This is a genomic window from Hydrogenophaga aquatica (assembly GCF_054780915.1).
Genome location: NZ_BAAGVK010000018.1, coordinates 68076 through 85079, shown reverse-complemented (window position 1 = coordinate 85079; position 17004 = coordinate 68076). Strand labels below are relative to the sequence as shown.

Sequence of the window (17004 nt, the reverse complement as noted above, 5' to 3'; positions counted from 1 at the left end):
GGTGGCCGCAGCCACCCGCTTGAGGCTTACGCGTAGCGGCGGTCCTTGAAGGAAATCGTCTGCTTGTAGTCGTCCACGCTACCGACGCGGCGAATGCTGCCCCACGTGCCCTTGTAGTAGGGAACCACGTTGCGGTCGACCCAGCTGGTCACCACATCCCCGTGCACGCCCTTGATGTAGCCAAAGAGCATGAAGGTGTGGCCAGGCTTCACCGACTTGAGCGGATATGCCATCGCGTAGGTGCTGCCGTAGTCATTGAAGACCTCAACCACATCGCCCGGGTTGACGCCGAGCTGGCGTGCATCCTCGGTGTTCATCTCGATGAAGGCCATCGGGATGCGGTCGCGGACAAACGAGTTGTACTGGTCGTGGTACGCCGTCTGCCAGACCTCATTGGCACGACCACCATTGAGCCAGAACTTGTGTTTGGCTTTTTGCGCCGCTACAGGCTGCGGCAGTCCGTTCCAGGGAGCAGGCTTGAATTCCGCCTTGCCATCCTTGGTGTCAAACTTTCCATCGTCGTAGTGCATGGGTGTGCCAATCAGCTTGTCGCCCTCAACGCGTTTGATCGGCAGCTGAACACCGTTGTTGCCGGCCTTGCGCAGCAGTTCGTAGGTAGCGAGGTAACCAGTGTCCCCGCCCTGGCTGTCAATAGGGCCAACACCCGGACGACCGGCGCGTCGGAAGCCGTCGTTGAACGCATCCTCCTCGGTCTTCCACTCGAAGCCTTCAAAGCGCTTGGCCATCTCCGGCTTGTTGTCGCGCAGGTACATGGCTTTGAGGGTATTGGCAATCTCGGCGGCAATGAGGCAGTCGGGTTTGGCGGTGCCAGGAGGGTCCATGAACTTCTCTGAAAGACGCAGACGGCGCTCGCCATTCATGGAAGTCAGGTTCATCTCACCCGGATGTGTAGCCGGCAACAACAGATGCGCCTCTTCCGAGATAGTGGTCGGATACAGGTTCATGGCGGCAATGAACATACCCCCCTTGTTCTTGCAGGCGTCGTAGATGACTTCGATGAGTTGCTCAATAGACGCCCCGCGCGCCTTGGCGATCGCCTCATTGACAATCTTGGCTCGCTTGCTCAACACCAGACGATGCTGTTCGGCGTTCAGAGTGGTTTGGAACGGGTTGGTGCCCCACAAGGTGTACATCAGACCTTTGCCGCTGATGACCTCCTGGTCGATGTATATCTTGGAATTGCCCGGATACGGAGGGCGGGTGTATCCCTCCTGGTGCCCCCCCAGTCGGCAGACTCCGGTGCCACGACGTCCCACGTTCTGAGTCGCCAACACCAGGCTCACCAGCGCACTCTGGATGACGTAGTTGTCGTTGCCCCAGATGATGCCCTTTTCATACGGGTGGAAAGTGCGCGGGCGGTGGCCGGATGCCTTGGGCTTGTAGGCCCACTCTGCCGCCTTCTTGAGCTTGTCTACCGGAATGCCTGTCGCCTTGGATCCGTCCTCCATACTCATGCGGTTGGTTTTCACCGCATCTTCGAAGCCGCGAGTGTGCTTGGCAATGAAGTCCTTGTCGTGCCAGCCCTGTTCAACGACGTAGGTGAACAGGGTGTTGAACAAGGCGGTATCCGAGCCGGGCTCGATGTCGAGGTGCAGCACATTCTCCTTGCCAGCCACCTGTTCGCAGATGGCCACGGTCGCGGTGCGGCGCGGGTCGACGATGATGACTTTTGCGGCGGCGGCCGTCTCGCCAGGGAACCACTTTTTCTTCTTGTCCACCGTGGCGCCGCTCAAGTTGGGCAGCCAATGGTTCAGGAAGTAGTTCGACTGCGTTTCGTAGGGGTTGGCGCCAGTGCACAGGATGGTATCGGCGACCTGGGCGTCTTCGTAGCTGTTGTTCAGCTCGCCCACCCCCATTTCCCGGGTGGCGTGACACTCCGAGTTGTAGGCAGGCCGGTTGTGGATGCGAACCATGGGTGTCTGCAGTGCACTGAACATCAGCTTACCCGTGCCCCAGGTGTTCTCGAATCCGCCGCCAGCACCACCGTGGTCAAAGCAGTCGTAGAACAGACCGCTCGGCCCGTCGTTGTCCAGAATCTTCTTGGTCAGGCCCGCGTACAAGGCCATGGCGTTGTCCCAGCCGGTGTCGAGCCACTGGTCGCCGCGGAAGATGCGCGGGTTCTTCAATCGCTCCTTGCCGATGCCATCGTGCGCGTACATGTACGAGGCCATCTTGCCGCCGCGCGTCGAGGACAAGCCGCTGTTCACCACACATTCCTTGTCGGGAACAATCATGATGTTCCAGCGTTTGCCAGACTTGTCGGTGATGGTGTTGGTCATCGCCTTGGTCATGGTCACGGCCAGGGGCGGCACCTGCTTGGTGAAGTCCAGGCCCAGTGCGTTCTGACTTGCAGGCCGCCCGCCTTCTTTGTTGGCGTCCCACTTGTAAACGTTGTAGCCACATCCGACGATGCAGAAGTGGCAAGTCATGTTGGACTTTTGCGCGTCCTTCGGAGGCAGCGCGATGCGGTCATTGATGTTGGTGGACATGCTGCGCTCCTTACAGAATGTTGGACTGGCGGCCGTAAATCAGGCCATCGACGCCGACTGCCGTGACCGAATCGGACTTGCTGTCGTACTCCAACTTAATCTTGGGCAGATCCTCCGTCGCCTGGCCACACACCATCTGGCCACCGTTCTCTGGGTCGAAGATGGAGAAGTGGCAACCGCACTTGAAAGTACGGCTTCCGCCGTCGTAAGTGACCGGGCAGCCCATATGGGTGCACATGGCACTGAACGCCACGATGTCACCATTTGGACCCACCCCGCCCGGCACCGCCGTGCTCATGCGAATCACGTAGCAGGGTGAGCTGTTGTCGGGGTACATGAAGGTCGAAGCTTCATTGACCTTCAGCGATGCAGCCTTTCCGACCGATTTGCGCGGATATGGCAGCGTCGTGTTGCCAGCGTTGGCAGGCTGCGCCGCATTGGCGTTATGAATGGGAATCACGGTGGCACCGGCCGCCGCCGCGGCCACGCCGCCGGACTTCAAAAAGAAGCGGCGGGCGATTTTGACGTCTTCCATGTTGTCTCCTGGTTGAAAAACTGACCAGGCCAACGTTGCAACCCGCGTGCCATGAGTGAAACCGATTCAAATCAATGACTTAGAAAATGGCGATTGCTTTATTGGGTTGTTTTGGTAACATGCATCGATCAATAGAGTTACGAAAACGTAACCATCGGAGACAAACATTGGACAGACGAACATGCCTGGGTGCCATGGCTGCGGTCGCCGTCGCCACGCCTGCCTTGGTCAGCGCTACAACGCACAGTCAACTGAGAATTGGGCTCACGCCGGTCATCCTGGCCGACCAGATCGCCTTCCTGTCGCGATGGGGCAAATACCTCAGTGCACGTGCCGGGGCAGACGTTGAATTTGTCGCCAGAGACTCTTACCAAAGCATTCTGGACCTGCTTTTTTCAAAGCAACTGGACGCAGCGTGGATTTGCGGCTACCCCTACGTGCGGTTCGAGAGTGAGCTGCAGCTCTTTGCCGTCCCGCTCTATCTGGGTCAACCCTTCTACCAGGCCTATCTGATTCGTCCCGCAGGCGGACCAACCGCCGTGCATGGATGGTCCGACCTCAAAGACAGGGTACTCGCATACTCCGACCCGTTGTCCAACTCCGGCTGGCTGGTGGCACAGGCGCAGTTGGCCAAGGCGGGGCTGACCCCAAGAGACCTCAGAAAAGGTTTCTTCACCCACAGCCACCGTAACGTCGCCGAGGCTGTGGCTGCCAGGCTGGCACAGGCGGGCTCCATTGACGGTTACGTTTGGGAGACCATGAAGGCCCAAGGTATGCCCGCGGTCACCAAGACGGAAGTTGTGTGGAAGTCAGAGCCCTTTGGATTTCCTCCACTCGTCACCAGACGTAACGACGACCCGCACAGGCTCGGCAAGCTGAAGCAAGCGTTCTTGGACATGGCAGATGACAAGGTGGGGCGGGACTTGTTGGCCTCGTTGAATCTTTCAGCCTTTGCCAATGGCACTCCCAGCCTGTTCGAATCCATACGCAAACAAGCCCAGACAGTACCGGGAAGCGGAGTGACAGGCTGATGCTGCGACGCCTGCCCTACCGGGTTCAAATCCCTCTAGGCCTGTCAATGGCGGTGCTGATTGCGGCCATTCTCGTGACCGCAGTGACAGCACGAGTGCAGGCCACCAATGCTCGCCAGGAAACGGTTTCGTTGCTCGACAGGGCGGTCGTCCTGGTGATGGCCCAAGTTCGCCCCATGCTTGCCGCGGACGACACATGGCGTGTTTTCTCCCTGCTGCGCGACACCGCTCAACTCATCCCTGGTGCGCCGACGGGCCACGCGAGGCTGGCCATCCTGGGGGCCGAGGGCGAAGTGGTCGCCGCCTCAGATCCCGTCCAGCTCGACACTGGCCGCCAGATACTCGGTCAAAGCTGGCATGGCCAAACCCTCCAAGCCCCACAGTACATGGTAGGACGCTCTCAGCTGGACCTGCCGGATGGAGCCATCCTCTGGGTGGACCCCATTCGGAGTGAGGACGGCCAGACGATTGGGTTTGTGTTGACCGAGGTGGATGCCAAGGTCTTCAGGCCAGATTGGGCGTCCTTGTTCCGCACCGCACTGGTGGGCATGGCTCTCGCCGTCATGCTGCTGGTGCCTCTGGGTTGGTGGGCCGGACAACGCATGACCCGCCCTGTGGGTCGTCTGGTGGATGTCATTGAGCGCATTGGTCGCGATGACCCGTCCACCCTGAGAAGACAGATACCCGTCACCGCAGACCCTGAGTTCAGCCGAATCGGTGGCGCTGTCTCTCAGTTGATGGGTGAACTTGAACGCAGCAAGATTGCCGAGGAGCGGGCGCTGTCTGCCGAACGTCTGGCGGCTGTTGGACGGATGACGGCAGCAGTTGCGCACGAAATCAACAACCCGCTGGCAGGCTTGCTGACCGCCACCCAAACACTGCGCCTGCATGGTGGCTCCGACGATATCCGGGGGCGCACGGTCGAGCTTCTCGACCGAGGGCTCCAGCAAATCAAAACCACAGTTGCAGCCCTGTTGCCGCAGGCGCGGATGGAGGACCGGCCGCTTGAACCCGGCGACTTGGACGACATCGTCACCCTGGTACGCACTTCGGCAACCAAGCACAAGGTCGATATTGAAACACTGGTCGAGGTGGAGTCTGCTTTGCGTGTTCCCTCGGCGCCACTTCGTCAAGTCATGCTCAACCTGCTGCTGAACGCCCTGAAGGCCGCCGGAGAAAACGGACGGATTTCAGCCCGTCTTCAAGTCGATGCAGCCCAGGTTTGCTTTTGCGTCAGCAACACCGGTCCACCGCTAACCGAAGAAAAATTTCGCAGCACGTTAGCGGCAGAAAGCGGTCGTGACCCCCGTGGATTCGGCCTCTGGGTGTGCCAGGAGCTGGCCAGCCACTTGCGAGGGCGGTTCGAACTTGATGCAACCTCACATTCACAGACCTGTCTGGTGTTCTCGGTGCCTAACCGGGAAGCCGTCGAGACCGAAGCATGACCACCATTCTCTTGATCGAAGACGATGCCATCATGGGCGAGTCCTTGCAACAACGCTTCGAAATCGAAGGCATGGCGGTCACTTGGTGCCGTCGTCTGCAGGAAGCCGAATCGGCCTTAGACATGACACCGAATGCCGTCGTCAGCGACGTCCGCCTTCCCGATGGCTTGGCGACAGCCTGGTTCCTTGAGTTACCGGCTGATGTGCGGTCGCTGCCCTGGTTCTTCTTAACGGGTTACGGAAGCGTGAATGATGCAGTGAATGCCATACGCGCGGGGGCACGCGAGTACCTCACCAAGCCGTTTGATATCGAGCATCTGGTCCAACTGGTTCATTCGGCGGTGGCCGTGGACCGGCATCAGGAAGAGGAAGCCATCCTTGGCATTTCGCCAGCCATGCGAAGGGTTGAGGCGATGGTGCGCAAGGTTGCTCATCAGAAAGCGTCGGTACTCTTGTCTGGAGAATCCGGAGTGGGCAAAGAAGTCGCGGCACAACTGATTCACAACCTGGACCCGCGCAGCGCCAAAGGTGAATTCGTCGCCGTCAACTGTGCGGCCATCCCAGAATCCATGTTGGAGGCGGAGTTCTTCGGCTACGAAAAAGGGGCATTTTCGGGTGCAGTACGGGGTCACAAGGGCTACTTGGAGCGTGCCAACAAGGGTACGTTGTTTCTTGATGAAGTGGGTGAGTTGCCCGCGAGCATGCAAGCCAAGTTGCTGCGCGCTCTGCAGGAGAAATGCTTCTTCCGCCTGGGGGCGGAAAAAACCACACAAAGCGACTTCCGCATCCTGGCGGCGACCAACCGCGACCTGTACGCTGAAATGAACGCTGGCAAATTCCGTGAAGATTTGTTCTACCGTCTGGCCGTCATCAAGATTGAACTCCCTCCTTTGCGCGAGCGCCCTGAGGACATTCGCTGGCTGACCGAGAAGCTGTTGGCCCAGATGGTGGTTGAGCAAGGTCGCCCGCTGGCAGTGTCTGAATCATTTCAGCGTGATGTGATGGCTCGCCAGTGGCGAGGCAATGTGCGGGAGCTGCGCTCCTATTTGGAAGAAGCGGTTGTGCTCAGCGACGGCGGCATTCTGGATACACCGGTTGAGTCGCGCCACTCCGACACCACAGCGAGTGTGATTGACATTGACATCGCCCCGCTGCAAAGCGTTGTCGAAGTTGCAGAGCGTGCGCACATCCAGCGGGCCCTGACCCACTGCTCGGGCAGCGTGGGCAAGACGGCAGAGCTACTTGGCATCAGCCGCAAGACCTTGTGGGAAAAGATGAAGAAGCTCTCGCTGTCTGTCTAATGCATGCAGTGAAACCCTTACCACCAAGCTGGTGGCGCGCCAGGAATTCACGTGCGGCATTGATCGATGGAACCCGCACGGCACAGGCACAATCCCCCCATGAACGACACCCCACCTCCCGCTGAACAACCGCGAAACCCTCTCCACGGTGTGACCCTGGAGGCCATGGTCAAGGCGTTGGAGGCACATTACGGCTGGGCGGATCTGGCACGCAGGATTCCCATTCGCTGCTTCACGCACGACCCCAGCGTCAACTCCAGCCTGAAGTTCCTTCGCAAAACACCATGGGCGCGCGAAAAGGTGGAAGGCCTTTACCTGTTCATGCTGCGGGAAATCAGGCGCCAGCAGCGCTGAAAACTAGCGCTGCAACCGTCCGCCAGGAAACACGTCCAGCAGCGTCTCAATGTCAGCAGGCTTGCTCAGCAGAAAGCCCTGCACCAGGTGGCAACCGGCCTGCCGCAGAATGTCCAGCTGGGCGCCGGTTTCTATGCCTTCTGCAATCACATCCAGCTTCATGTGGCGCCCAAGGTCCAGGATCGTCTGGGCAATGGCGCGGTCGCGGGGCTGGTCGGGCAGATCGCGCACGAACGAGCGGTCGATCTTCATGGAGTGGATGGGCAGGTTCTTCAGCATGGCCAGCGACGAATGCCCCATGCCAAAGTCGTCCAGGCTGATCTCCACGCCAATGGCGCGCAACTGGTGCATCACGGCAATCACCTGTTCGGGCTGCTTCATCAGCATGCCTTCGGTCAGCTCCAGCACCACGTGCGAAGGCGAAATGCCCAGCTTCTGAAGCAAGCGGCTCAGCCTGTTGGGCAATTCCCGGCTGGTGAACTCCGACGCCGCCATGTTGACGTGCAGCTTCAGCCCATCGAACCCCGCGCGGTGCAGGCGCACCAGGTCTTCACAGGCCTGCGCAGCCACCCAGCGGCCCATCTCAACAATCAGGTGGCTCTGCTCGGCAATGGGAATGAACCAGTCGGGCGGAACCAGGGTGCCGTCGGGCCGGCGCCAGCGCACCAGTGCTTCCACGGCGTGCATGCACCCGCTGCGGGTGTCGAAGATGGGCTGGTAGACCAGGTGCAGGGCACGGTCCTGCAACGCTTGGGCCAGCTCGGTTTCGGTCTTCAGGCGCCGCGCCAGCGATTCGCTCTGGAGCGCCAGCGAACTGGAGTCGCTGGTGGAAAACACGTCGCAGCCGTTGCGCCCGTTCTGCTTGACGCGGTACATGGCCGCATCGGCGCTGCGCAGCAGTTCGGGGCCGGTCTGGCCGTTCTCGGGAAAGCGGCTCACGCCAATGCTGGCAGACACCGTCAACGCCACCCCTTCGTAATGGACAGGCTGGCTGGCCGCCTCCAGAACCAGCGCCACCAGCCGTGCCCACTCGGCGTCGTCGCGGTGCCGCAGCAGCACGGCAAATTCGTCGCCGCCCAGGCGGCCCACGCAGCTGCCCTCGGGCGCCAAGGCCTTCAGCCTGCGCGCAAACTCTTGCAATACCTCGTTGCCCGCGTCGTGGCCAAACGCGTCGTTGATGGGTTTGAACCGGTCCAGGTCGATGAACATCAAGCCAAAGGCATGGCCTGTACGCACCGACACTTCGCACTGCCGGTTGAGCTGCCGGTAGAAGCTGCTGCGGTTGGCCAGCTCGGTCAACTCGTCGATGTGCGCCAGGCGGTGGATGACGGCTTCGTTTTCCAGGCGCTGGGCCGTCTGCGCAATCAAGGCGCCGATGGTGGCCGATAACTTGGGCAACTGGGCGTCGGGCTGGCGCGACAAGGTGCTGTAGAACTCCAGCACGCCGGGGCGGTGTTGGTCGCCGTTGTCCGTCACGTAGGTCACGGGGAACACATAGCCCGACCACAACCCGCAGTCGTGCGCGCTGCTGCGCCGCAGGAAGGTGGGGTGATCTGGCACGTCTTCCACCCATTCGGCCTGCCCGGTGGCCCAGACGCGCCCCACCAGGCCTTGGCCAGGCCCCATCGACAGCGCCGAACTTGCACTGCTGAACGCGCCCACGTCGTGGTCTGGCTGGTGCCAGAAATGCTTGCACACCAGGCGCGGCCCTTCAGCGTGCGCCGGGTCCATGGCCCAGTAAGCACCCCACTCCCAACCCAGGCTGCGGCAGACCAGCTGGATCACGTTGACCATGGCATGGTCCAGCACTGGCGAACCCACCAGGTACTCGGTCAGTTCGTACCCCAGCCGCTCCCGCACCGCTGCGTGTTTGCGCTCGGTCACGTCCAGAAGCATGCCCGCCACCACACCGGAAGCCGAAGCAGGAAGCAGGCTGGCACGCAGCCAGCGCATGCCGGATTGACCGTCAATCACCCGGAATTCGAGCAACGCGGGCTCTGGCGGCAGCCTCCCCGCCAGCACCTCCATCAGCCTCAGGGAGTCGTCGGGGGCCACACAGGCGCAGGCTTCCTCCCGGCGCAAAGTCACCGCGCCAGAGAACCCCAGAAGCGCACCGGCATTGCCCGTCAGGCTCACCAATCCGGTGCGCCAGTCGTAGTGCCAAAGCCCGAAACCCGCCGCGTCTTCCAGCGCTGCCGCAACGGCTTCGTCATGAGTTGCCTTTACGAAGGAGACTGCTGGCGCAAGACTGTCCGCATCCTGGTCTTGATGCCGGGTGGTTAAACAGGACATGCCATTTCCCTGATGAAATCAAGGGGAAACCCTAAGCAACTTGCATGCCCGGGTAACAGTTGGCAACTCACAGCAGGGAAGCTTCGTACCCCGCCTGTTCCAGCACCGCAACAATGTCCAGCGGTGTCATCAGCGCCGTGTGGCTCACCCACACCGTCTGCCTGACGAGGCTGACCTCGGCCATGTCCACGCAGGGCAGGTCTTGCAGCTCGAACATGACGACTTCAACATCGTCTTGCGACAGCAAGGCGGGTACGCGCAAGAGGGTTTCCGGCATGGCAACCTCCTTCACGGGAAGGCCCTCCCGCCTTTATTGTGCGCCTGCAGCAGCGCATCGCCAAGCGGCGGGCGCAGCGCAGGTCACAGCCCCATCCAGCCCCACACCACCGCCAGCGACACCAGGGTGATGGGTAGGCCGATGACGGCATGGCGCTTCCAGTCGATGACGATGCCCTGCTTTGCTGCCAGATCGGCCACGATGAGGTTGGCGATGGACCCCACCAGCAGCAAGTTGCCTGCGAAGGTGCTGACCAGCGCCAGCATGGCCCCGGCATCGGCGCCCTGCGGCCCCAGGTGCGGCAACAGCAGCATGACGGCCGGCACGTTGGACACCAGGTTGGACAGCGTGGCACCCAGCACCAGCAAGGCACCAGGGTCGGTCACCGCCACGCCGTGCGCACCGAGCCAGGCCACGGCCTGTGCCGCCAGGCCGGTGGCCTCGAAAGCGTGGTTCACCACGAACAGGCCCATGAACAGCAGCAGCAGCGGCCAGTCGACAAAGCCCATCACGTGGGACGAATGCAACCGACGGCTCAGCAGCAGAACACCCGCCCCCACCAGTGCCGCCACATCGCGCGGCCAGTCCGTGAACAGGAAGATGAACAGCAGCGCCGTGGCCACCAGCAGGCCCTTGGTGGTCTGCCAGGGATCAAAGGCGGGCTCGTCTTCCTGCGGCACGGCCACCCCCACGGCCCCGGCCAGTTCGGGTGCGCCCTTGCGCGCACCCGGCCCATAAGCCAGCCACCACCACAGCAACCCCAGGCTGACGAGCACTGGCGGCAGCGCCTGGCGCAGGTAGCCGCCAAAATGCAACTGCAGCACAGAACCGATGAGCATGTTCTGCGGGTTGCCGATCAGCGTGGCCGCCGAACCGATATTGGCCGCGCACGCCAGCCCCACCAGGAAGGGCAATGGGTCCAGCCCGCGCCGCAGACACAGGCGCGCCACCACGGGCGTCATGGCCAGGCAGATGATGTCGTTGGAGAACACCGCCGACAACGCCCCTGCCACGGCGATGAGCGCGGCCAGCAAGCCCGCGCGGGACAGGGGCAGAGCGCCCACGCGGCGGGTGACCTCGGTATAGAAGCCGCCCAGGCGCATCTGCGCCGACACCACCATGAAAGCAAACAGCAGCACGATGGTGGGCAGGTCTACGGCGCGCGCTGCGTCTTCCACCGGCAGGCCGGTGAGCGCGATGACGGCAATCGCCCCCAGCAGGGCCACGCCCGAGCGGTCCAGCTTGAGGCGGGGCAGCCCCCCCAGGAACATGCCCAGGTAGACCAGCAGAAAGACCAGCACCACACCCCAATCGGCCGGCGCGTGCCCCAGCAGTTCGGGCGTGGCAAGGGCTGCGGCAGGCGGGTTGGCACTCATGGCGTGGGTTCCGGCAAACACGTGGGTGCGGCATCTTAGCAACGCCCTTGCGGGCTGTTGCGCCAACTGACCCTACAATGGCCGAATGCAAAGGCACATTCACCAGATGATGATTACCACCTCCACCCTGCGTGGGTTGAGGTGTTGAGCCAGCTGTTTGTCTGACGCATACACCCAAAGGCCCCGCCGGTGAAGGACGGGGCCTTTTGTTTTTCTCCGTACCGCCACTGGCCCACACGGAGAAAACCATGTCGCACCCGCACCCTGTCAACCCGCCCGTAGAAGCTGCGCCTTTGCGCGTGGGTCTGCTGGGCTTTGGCACCGTGGGCTCGGGCACCTGCAAGGTGCTCGCCCGCAATGCTCACCTCATCCGCGCCCGGGCAGGCCGCCCCATCGAGCTGCGGATGATCGCCACCCGTACACCCGAGCGCGTAAGCCAAGGCGCGGCCAGCGGGATTGCCTTGATGCCCAGCGCCCACGATCTGGTGAGCCACCCCGACCTGGACGTGGTGGTGGAAGCCATAGGCGGTTGCGGCGCGGCGCGTGACCTGGTGTTGCAGGCCATTGCGCAGGGCAAGCATGTGGTCACGGCCAACAAGGCTCTGCTGGCCGAACATGGTGAAGAAGTGTTTGCCGCGGCAGCCCGGCACAACGTGACGGTGGCCTTTGAAGGCGCGGTGGCGGTGAGCATTCCCATCGTCAAGGCCCTGCGCGAAGGGCTGACCGCCAACGACGTGCAATGGCTGGCTGGCATCGTCAACGGCACCAGCAATTTCATCCTCACACAGATGCGGGAGCACGGCACCACGTTCGAGGCCGCTCTGGCCGAAGCCCAGCGCCTGGGCTACGCCGAAGCCGACCCGAGCTTTGACGTGGATGGCATTGACGCCGCACACAAGCTGGCCTTGCTGGCCAGCCTGGCCTTCGGCATGCCACTGCGTTACCACCAGATCCAGCCCAAAGGCATCGCCAGCCTGGAAACGGCCGATTTCGAGGGCGCAGCGGCACTCGGCTACACCATCAAGCTGCTGGCAACGGCGAAGAAGTCTGAGCAAGGCGTGGCGCTGGCCGTGCAACCCACGCTGATCCCCAAGGACAGCCTGATGGGCAAGGTGGATGGCTCAATGAACGGGGTGATGGTCAAAAGCGATGCCGCAGGCCTGACCATGTACTACGGCGCGGGGGCCGGTTCGGAACAGACGGCGTCTGCCGTGGTGGCGGACCTGGTGGACATTGCACGGGACAAAGGCAACGCCCAGACCGGCCGGGTGCCCCACCTGGGTTTTCACGAAACGCCCCTGGCCGCACCGCGCATCGCCGCCCCGGAAAACCGGTGTGGACACTTCGGCGTGCGTTTGCCGCTGGCGCCAGGACTGCCCAGCGCTGGCACCGACGTCAGGCCGGTGCTTGACGCCTTTTCACGCCACGGCGTGGGCGTGGCCAGAAGCCACCGGTGGACAGGCGCGGCGCCGCAAGGCAGCGGGCAGCTGTTCCTGCAAACGGAACCCACCACGCTGGGCACCCTGCTGGCGGCCGTGAAAGCAGCCGAGGCCCTGCCGCAGGTTGGCGGCAGGGCCTCGGTGTTGCCGGTCGAAGACCTCAGCTGACGCCAGCGGCTGGCGCCTTACTGGGCCTGCTGGATACCCGCCAGCACCCAGCCGCCGCTGCCGGTGCGCGGCTTCTCCAGGTGCCAGATTTCGTTGAACGGCTCCAGCGGGCCTTGGGCGCCTTCGCGCACTTCACCGGTGAAGCGCACGCTCACCACATAACGGGCGGTCTCTTCCGCCACCTCGATCACGTCGGCGTCCACCCGCACCACTTCGGTGGTCTGGGCGGCAGCGCCACGATCGGTGATGTCCATCTTCAGCTCGGCGAACATCTCGGGCGTGGTGAACTGGCGGATGTCGTCGAGGTTGCCCGCGTCGTTGGCGGCCTGCAGACGGATGAACTGCACCTTGGCGTTGCGCACGAAGCCCGCCACGTCGAAGTCGGCCGGGATGGCGGACTGGCTCAGACCGCTGCCGATCATGGAGCCGCCACCGGTGGAAGCGCCCGCGGGGGTGCGCGGCATCAACACGTCGTGCGCCGGGGCGCGCTGCGCATCGGTGCCAGCGCCGGCGTAGGCCATGCGCGGTGCGGACTGGGCCGCGCGCTTGCGCATGATGAAGCCGATGACGGCGAGTGCCGCCATCACAGCCAGGCCAATCAGCAGCATGGTGGCCATTTCTTCACCAAAACCGAGGTAGGAAGCCAACGCCGCCAGGCCCAGACCAGCGGCGATACCGGCCAGCGGGCCCATCCAGGAACGGCGGGGCGCGGCGGCCGTGCCCGCAGCGGCGGCGCCAGTGGGCGCAGCGGTGGCGGTGTTGTCGGGCGCCTTCTGCGCGGGCGCGGTGCGTTGCATGCCAACGGACTTGCCACTGCCCAGCCGCTTGGCTTCGGCGTCCATGCTCACCAGGGAAAGGCCCAGCGCGAAAGCCAGGGCCAGGGTCGAGAAAAGCTTCATGTGTGTCTCCGAAAAAGTGAAGAGCTTGGACCGTGAAGGGTACGCCGTTTGACAGGCAGAAAAAATATGATGATCTCTGATTGAAATTCAGTTTTTAAAGGAATGACAAGAGGCCAGCTTCTGGAACAGAATGACACTTGTCAGAAGAACAAAAACCCCGCCCATGCGCACATACCCTGGCAACAGTCCTGAAGCCGCTGCACGCATACTGGCCATCGCGCTGGTGGCCGACGGCCACTACTCGCTGGTTGAACTGCAGGCGCTCGACACGCTGGCCGCCAGCCAGCGGCTCGGCCTGTCGGCGCAGGCCTTGAAAGAGGTCATCGCCGATTTCTGCCGCGACCTGCTGCAGATGGCCGGAGGCGAATGGACAGGGTCGCACCGCATGGACGCCGCCTGCCGCCTGCGGCTGCTCAACGAGGTGACCGACCCCGACTTGCGCCAGCTGATCGTCGAGCTGGCCCAGGCCGTCGTCGAGGCCGACGGGCACCTGACCGATGGCGAAGCGCAGTTGATGGACACCCTCAGCCGCCTGTGGCGCCAGCCTGCCAGCGCGCCAGGCCCGCAGCGCACACCGCGTTGAAACCCTGTTTAAGAAACTTTTACGGAACACGTAAGGCATTCTTAGGAACGCTTGCCGGGGCGAATTTCTAGACTTCTTCGCATGGCGTTCGGCATGGTGCCGGGAGCCAGACACCAACCCTTGCGAAAGAAGGACACCATGAATTTCGACACCCAGGAAATGGCCAAGCTGGCCGACGCCCAGGCCCCGCGCCTTGACATGTACGGCCCGATCCACAAGGCCATTCGCGCACTGATGTGCGACACGCTGCTGGCCGTGGGCCGTGCCGACCCGCAGGACGCCGTTGAACTGAACGAGACCCTGGCGCGCGTGGACGTGCTGCTGACACTGTGCGTGCGCCACGTGCAGCACGAGAACAACTTTGTGCACACCGCCATCGAGGCCCGCTTTGCGGGTTGCAGTGCTGGCGTGGCCGAAGAACACCTGCACCACCTGGAACACATTGGCGCCCTGCGCCGCGCCAACGATGCCGTGCGGCAGGCGTCTGCCGGGCAAAAGCCAGCTATGTTGCATGCGCTCTACCAGCAGCTGGCCCTGTTCGTGGCCGACAACTTCCAGCACATGCACGTGGAGGAAACCGTGCACAACGACGCACTGTGGGCCCATTACAGTGACGCCGAACTGCACGCCGTGCACGCAGCGCTGGTGGGCTCCATTCCACCCGAGGAGATGATGTTCATCCTGCGCTGGATGGTGCCGCACCTGAACCCGGGCGAACGCGCGGGCATGCTGGCCGACATGCAGGCCAACGCACCGGCGCCCGCTTTTGCCGCAGCGCTGGAGGTGGTGCGGCCGCACCTGAGCAGCCAGGAGTGGGGCAAACTGGCCAGCGCGCTGGGGCTGCAGGCCGTGCCCGGCCTGGCCAGCTGACCGGCAGCTTGGCTTTCAGGCTGCCACGTCGGACAGTTCCAGCGGGCGCCGCACCTGCAGCCGCAGGCGCCCGCGCCCGCATTTCTCCAGGCGAAGGTCTGGCCCGTACTCGCGCAAACGCCGCTGCAGCAGCACCAGCCGCGCCTCCAGGTTGTCGCTCACGTCGGGCAGGCCGATGGTCGGGTCCAGCCGCAGTTCCCGGTTGGAGAACTCGGTGCGGCCCCGTGTGCGGTGCTCGCGCAGCATGCACCACAGAATGGCCCCGGCCACGCCCTTGATGAGGTAGTCGTCGCCGATGAAGATGCTGTTGTTGGCCTGGTAGCGGCGCACCCGCAGCGGCGGACCGTCCACCGCGAGCGATTGGGCAGGCTCCGCCGCCTCGGCAACGGCATCGGCCGGCTGGGTGCTGTCGCGCAGGTGGTCGATGGCAGCCCCCAGGTGCCCGGCAATGACCACCAGCGCGTCCTCGTCCTCGAAGTTGAAGCGCAGGTCCTGCGGGCTTTCCACGAACAGCACGCCCAACAGACGGCCGCCGCTGACGATGGGGACCGCCAGCTGGCTGTGCGGCTCGTGCAGGCCGGGGTAGGGAATCTCGGTGGCCGACGGAATCGCTCCCTCACCCGGCTGCACGCTCTTGCGCAGCGCGCGGCTGTACAGGTAGGCGCTGTTCATGTGCGAAATGCGCACCGGTGTGCGCTCGCGCGCTGCCACGCCAATCACGCCGTCACCCAGTGCGATTTCGGAACCCACGCCCGAGCGGTCGTAACCCAGGCTCGCCACGGTGTAGAGGCGCTGCGTCAGCGGGTCGAGCATCAGCAGCATGGCGTGATCAATGCCAAGCAGCGCCTGAAGGGTGTCCAGGCAGGTGTCCAGCAAGGACTCCAGCGAAGTGCATGCCGACAACCGCTGGGCCGTCTGGCGCAGCGAGCCCAGCAGGCTGCAGCGCGCCGGGGCATCGGGCAGCAGGGGCTGGCCCAGGCATTCGATCTCCAGCACCTCGTAGATGTCTGAGCCGAGCAGGCGAAAAACCCCGTCCATGCCCGCGTGCGAGGCAATGCCCGCGAGTTGCGCCTTCATGCTCTCGAAAACGGGGCCCGCCGACTCGGTGCGCAGGTAACGCAAGTGCAAGCGAAAGAACTGCGCCGTGACCGGGTGCAGCAGCAGCACCGTGGCGCGCGGGTTGGCCAGAATGTTCTGCCGCGTCTTGTTGAAGAACTGGAAAGACAGGGCAACATGCCCTTCGTCCATGTAGAACACCTGCGAGATGTACGCCACGTTGGGCGTGCCGTCGATGGCCGTGGTGGCCATCATCGAAGGGATAGCACCTTCCAGGCAGGCCCGCAGGGCCGACAGGGGCAGGCAGGCGGTGCTCATGCCGCAGAAGGGTTGGGGCTGAGGGCCTGACCCGCCTGGGGGCCGGGGGTCTGGTCAAACGCCACGTCGGCCAGCAGATGGATGCCAGCAAGGTCGGCGGGGTCGTGGTTCAGCATGGCCTGCACGAAGCGGGGCTCGAACCCCACCAGGCCCACCTGCAACTCCATGGCAGCCTGGTAGCGCGCCAGCTCCGCCAGGGCGCCCCCGTCCACGGGCACGACCCGCGCACGCGCGGACTTGATCTGCACAGTGAGGTGGCTGTACGGCTCGCTGAACACCACGGTGACGCGGCCCGTGTCTGCCACGTCCTGCAGCAGCTGGCGCGCCTGGCTGCGGCCGAGGTAGACGGTGATCTCGGCCCCGCCCCCGGCAAGCCGGTAACCCAGCGCGCGCATGACACTGGGCACCAGCGCACGGCTGCAAGAGCCGACGATGGCCGATACCCCCCGTTCCATCATGGCCAGGTGTTCCGGGCGAAGCTGCGGTGGGGAGGGAGTGTCCACCGGGCGATTGTATTCAGCAAAGATCACAGCGGGTGTGTGCCAGAATC

The 17004-nt window shown here is 63.3% G+C and carries 15 protein-coding genes; 7 read left to right on the top strand and 8 right to left on the bottom strand.

The window, feature by feature from the left end:
- Positions 1 to 26 precede the first annotated feature (26 nt).
- Entirely contained in the window at positions 27 to 2510 is a 2484-nt protein-coding gene (locus tag ACYVHH_RS14345) for an arsenate reductase (azurin) large subunit (RefSeq protein ID WP_460565874.1), read from the bottom strand.
- Between the two features lie 10 nt (positions 2511 to 2520).
- Complete coding sequence (locus tag ACYVHH_RS14340; protein ID WP_460565873.1) at positions 2521 to 3045, bottom strand: arsenate reductase (azurin) small subunit; 525 nt, start codon at positions 3043 to 3045, stop codon at positions 2521 to 2523.
- A gap of 194 nt (positions 3046 to 3239) precedes the next feature.
- On the opposite strand from ACYVHH_RS14340, the gene ACYVHH_RS14335 reads away from it, so the two are divergent.
- From ACYVHH_RS14335 to ACYVHH_RS14320, 4 genes are all read left to right on the top strand, one after another.
- Positions 3240 to 4076 carry a substrate-binding domain-containing protein gene (locus ACYVHH_RS14335; RefSeq protein ID WP_460565872.1) on the top strand — a complete coding sequence of 279 codons (837 nt, stop codon included), beginning with the start codon at positions 3240 to 3242 and terminating at the stop codon, positions 4074 to 4076.
- Entirely contained in the window at positions 4076 to 5521 is a 1446-nt protein-coding gene (locus ACYVHH_RS14330) for an ATP-binding protein (RefSeq protein WP_460565871.1), read from the top strand. Before ACYVHH_RS14335 ends, ACYVHH_RS14330 begins: the two co-directional genes overlap by 1 nt.
- On the top strand, positions 5518 to 6822 hold the full coding sequence (locus ACYVHH_RS14325) for a sigma-54-dependent transcriptional regulator (RefSeq protein ID WP_460565870.1): 1305 nt from the start codon (positions 5518 to 5520) through the stop codon (positions 6820 to 6822). Before ACYVHH_RS14330 ends, ACYVHH_RS14325 begins: the two co-directional genes overlap by 4 nt.
- A gap of 99 nt (positions 6823 to 6921) precedes the next feature.
- Entirely contained in the window at positions 6922 to 7176 is a 255-nt protein-coding gene (locus ACYVHH_RS14320; protein WP_460565869.1) for a VF530 family protein, read from the top strand.
- Between the two features lie 3 nt (positions 7177 to 7179).
- Here the strand turns inward: ACYVHH_RS14320 and ACYVHH_RS14315 are convergent, their stop codons facing one another.
- The 3 genes from ACYVHH_RS14315 to ACYVHH_RS14305 form a co-directional block, all read right to left on the bottom strand.
- Positions 7180 to 9468: a putative bifunctional diguanylate cyclase/phosphodiesterase gene (locus ACYVHH_RS14315; RefSeq protein ID WP_460565868.1), complete on the bottom strand. Its 2289-nt coding sequence runs from the start codon at positions 9466 to 9468 to the stop codon at positions 7180 to 7182.
- A 67-nt stretch (positions 9469 to 9535) separates the two neighbouring features.
- A complete protein-coding gene (locus ACYVHH_RS14310) occupies positions 9536 to 9745 on the bottom strand; it encodes a hypothetical protein (RefSeq protein WP_460565867.1) in 210 nt (69 codons plus the stop codon).
- 83 nt (positions 9746 to 9828) lie between these two features.
- Positions 9829 to 11121 carry an anion transporter gene (locus ACYVHH_RS14305; protein ID WP_460565866.1) on the bottom strand — a complete coding sequence of 431 codons (1293 nt, stop codon included), beginning with the start codon at positions 11119 to 11121 and terminating at the stop codon, positions 9829 to 9831.
- A gap of 248 nt (positions 11122 to 11369) precedes the next feature.
- On the opposite strand from ACYVHH_RS14305, the gene ACYVHH_RS14300 reads away from it, so the two are divergent.
- The gene (locus ACYVHH_RS14300; RefSeq protein WP_460565865.1) at positions 11370 to 12728 is read left to right on the top strand and encodes a homoserine dehydrogenase; all 1359 of its coding nucleotides are present in this window, start codon (positions 11370 to 11372) and stop codon (positions 12726 to 12728) included.
- 17 nt (positions 12729 to 12745) lie between these two features.
- Here the strand turns inward: ACYVHH_RS14300 and ACYVHH_RS14295 are convergent, their stop codons facing one another.
- Complete coding sequence (locus ACYVHH_RS14295; RefSeq protein WP_460565864.1) at positions 12746 to 13627, bottom strand: Tim44 domain-containing protein; 882 nt, start codon at positions 13625 to 13627, stop codon at positions 12746 to 12748.
- A 163-nt stretch (positions 13628 to 13790) separates the two neighbouring features.
- Between ACYVHH_RS14295 and ACYVHH_RS14290 the strand changes: the two genes are divergently transcribed.
- Positions 13791 to 14210, top strand: coding sequence for a TerB family tellurite resistance protein (locus tag ACYVHH_RS14290; RefSeq protein ID WP_460565863.1), 420 nt, complete (start codon positions 13791 to 13793; stop codon positions 14208 to 14210).
- Between the two features lie 138 nt (positions 14211 to 14348).
- Entirely contained in the window at positions 14349 to 15080 is a 732-nt protein-coding gene (locus ACYVHH_RS14285) for a hemerythrin domain-containing protein (protein WP_460565862.1), read from the top strand.
- A 15-nt stretch (positions 15081 to 15095) separates the two neighbouring features.
- On the opposite strand, the gene ACYVHH_RS14280 is transcribed toward ACYVHH_RS14285, so the two are convergent.
- Entirely contained in the window at positions 15096 to 16454 is a 1359-nt protein-coding gene (locus ACYVHH_RS14280; RefSeq protein ID WP_460565861.1) for a GAF domain-containing protein, read from the bottom strand.
- Positions 16451 to 16957, bottom strand: coding sequence for a hypothetical protein (locus ACYVHH_RS14275; protein WP_460565860.1), 507 nt, complete (start codon positions 16955 to 16957; stop codon positions 16451 to 16453). The genes ACYVHH_RS14280 and ACYVHH_RS14275 overlap by 4 nt, the downstream gene beginning before the upstream one ends.
- Positions 16958 to 17004: the final 47 nt, after the last annotated feature.

Bases quoted from the DNA above. Each gene is read 5' to 3' on its own strand.
- ACYVHH_RS14340 (WP_460565873.1), bottom strand. From the start codon at position 3,045: ATGGAAGACGTCAAAATCGCCCGCCGCTTCTTTTTGAAGTCCGGCGGC.
- ACYVHH_RS14345 (WP_460565874.1), bottom strand. From the start codon at position 2,510: ATGTCCACCAACATCAATGACCGCATCGCGCTGCCTCCGAAGGACGCG.
- ACYVHH_RS14280 (WP_460565861.1), bottom strand. From the start codon at position 16,454: ATGAGCACCGCCTGCCTGCCCCTGTCGGCCCTGCGGGCCTGCCTGGAA.
- ACYVHH_RS14325 (WP_460565870.1), top strand. From the start codon at position 5,518: ATGACCACCATTCTCTTGATCGAAGACGATGCCATCATGGGCGAGTCC.
- ACYVHH_RS14295 (WP_460565864.1), bottom strand. From the start codon at position 13,627: ATGAAGCTTTTCTCGACCCTGGCCCTGGCTTTCGCGCTGGGCCTTTCC.
- ACYVHH_RS14310 (WP_460565867.1), bottom strand. From the start codon at position 9,745: ATGCCGGAAACCCTCTTGCGCGTACCCGCCTTGCTGTCGCAAGACGAT.
- ACYVHH_RS14305 (WP_460565866.1), bottom strand. From the start codon at position 11,121: ATGAGTGCCAACCCGCCTGCCGCAGCCCTTGCCACGCCCGAACTGCTG.
- ACYVHH_RS14330 (WP_460565871.1), top strand. From the start codon at position 4,076: ATGCTGCGACGCCTGCCCTACCGGGTTCAAATCCCTCTAGGCCTGTCA.
- ACYVHH_RS14300 (WP_460565865.1), top strand. From the start codon at position 11,370: ATGTCGCACCCGCACCCTGTCAACCCGCCCGTAGAAGCTGCGCCTTTG.
- ACYVHH_RS14285 (WP_460565862.1), top strand. From the start codon at position 14,349: ATGAATTTCGACACCCAGGAAATGGCCAAGCTGGCCGACGCCCAGGCC.
- ACYVHH_RS14315 (WP_460565868.1), bottom strand. From the start codon at position 9,468: ATGTCCTGTTTAACCACCCGGCATCAAGACCAGGATGCGGACAGTCTT.
- ACYVHH_RS14320 (WP_460565869.1), top strand. From the start codon at position 6,922: ATGAACGACACCCCACCTCCCGCTGAACAACCGCGAAACCCTCTCCAC.
- ACYVHH_RS14335 (WP_460565872.1), top strand. From the start codon at position 3,240: ATGGCTGCGGTCGCCGTCGCCACGCCTGCCTTGGTCAGCGCTACAACG.
- ACYVHH_RS14290 (WP_460565863.1), top strand. From the start codon at position 13,791: ATGCGCACATACCCTGGCAACAGTCCTGAAGCCGCTGCACGCATACTG.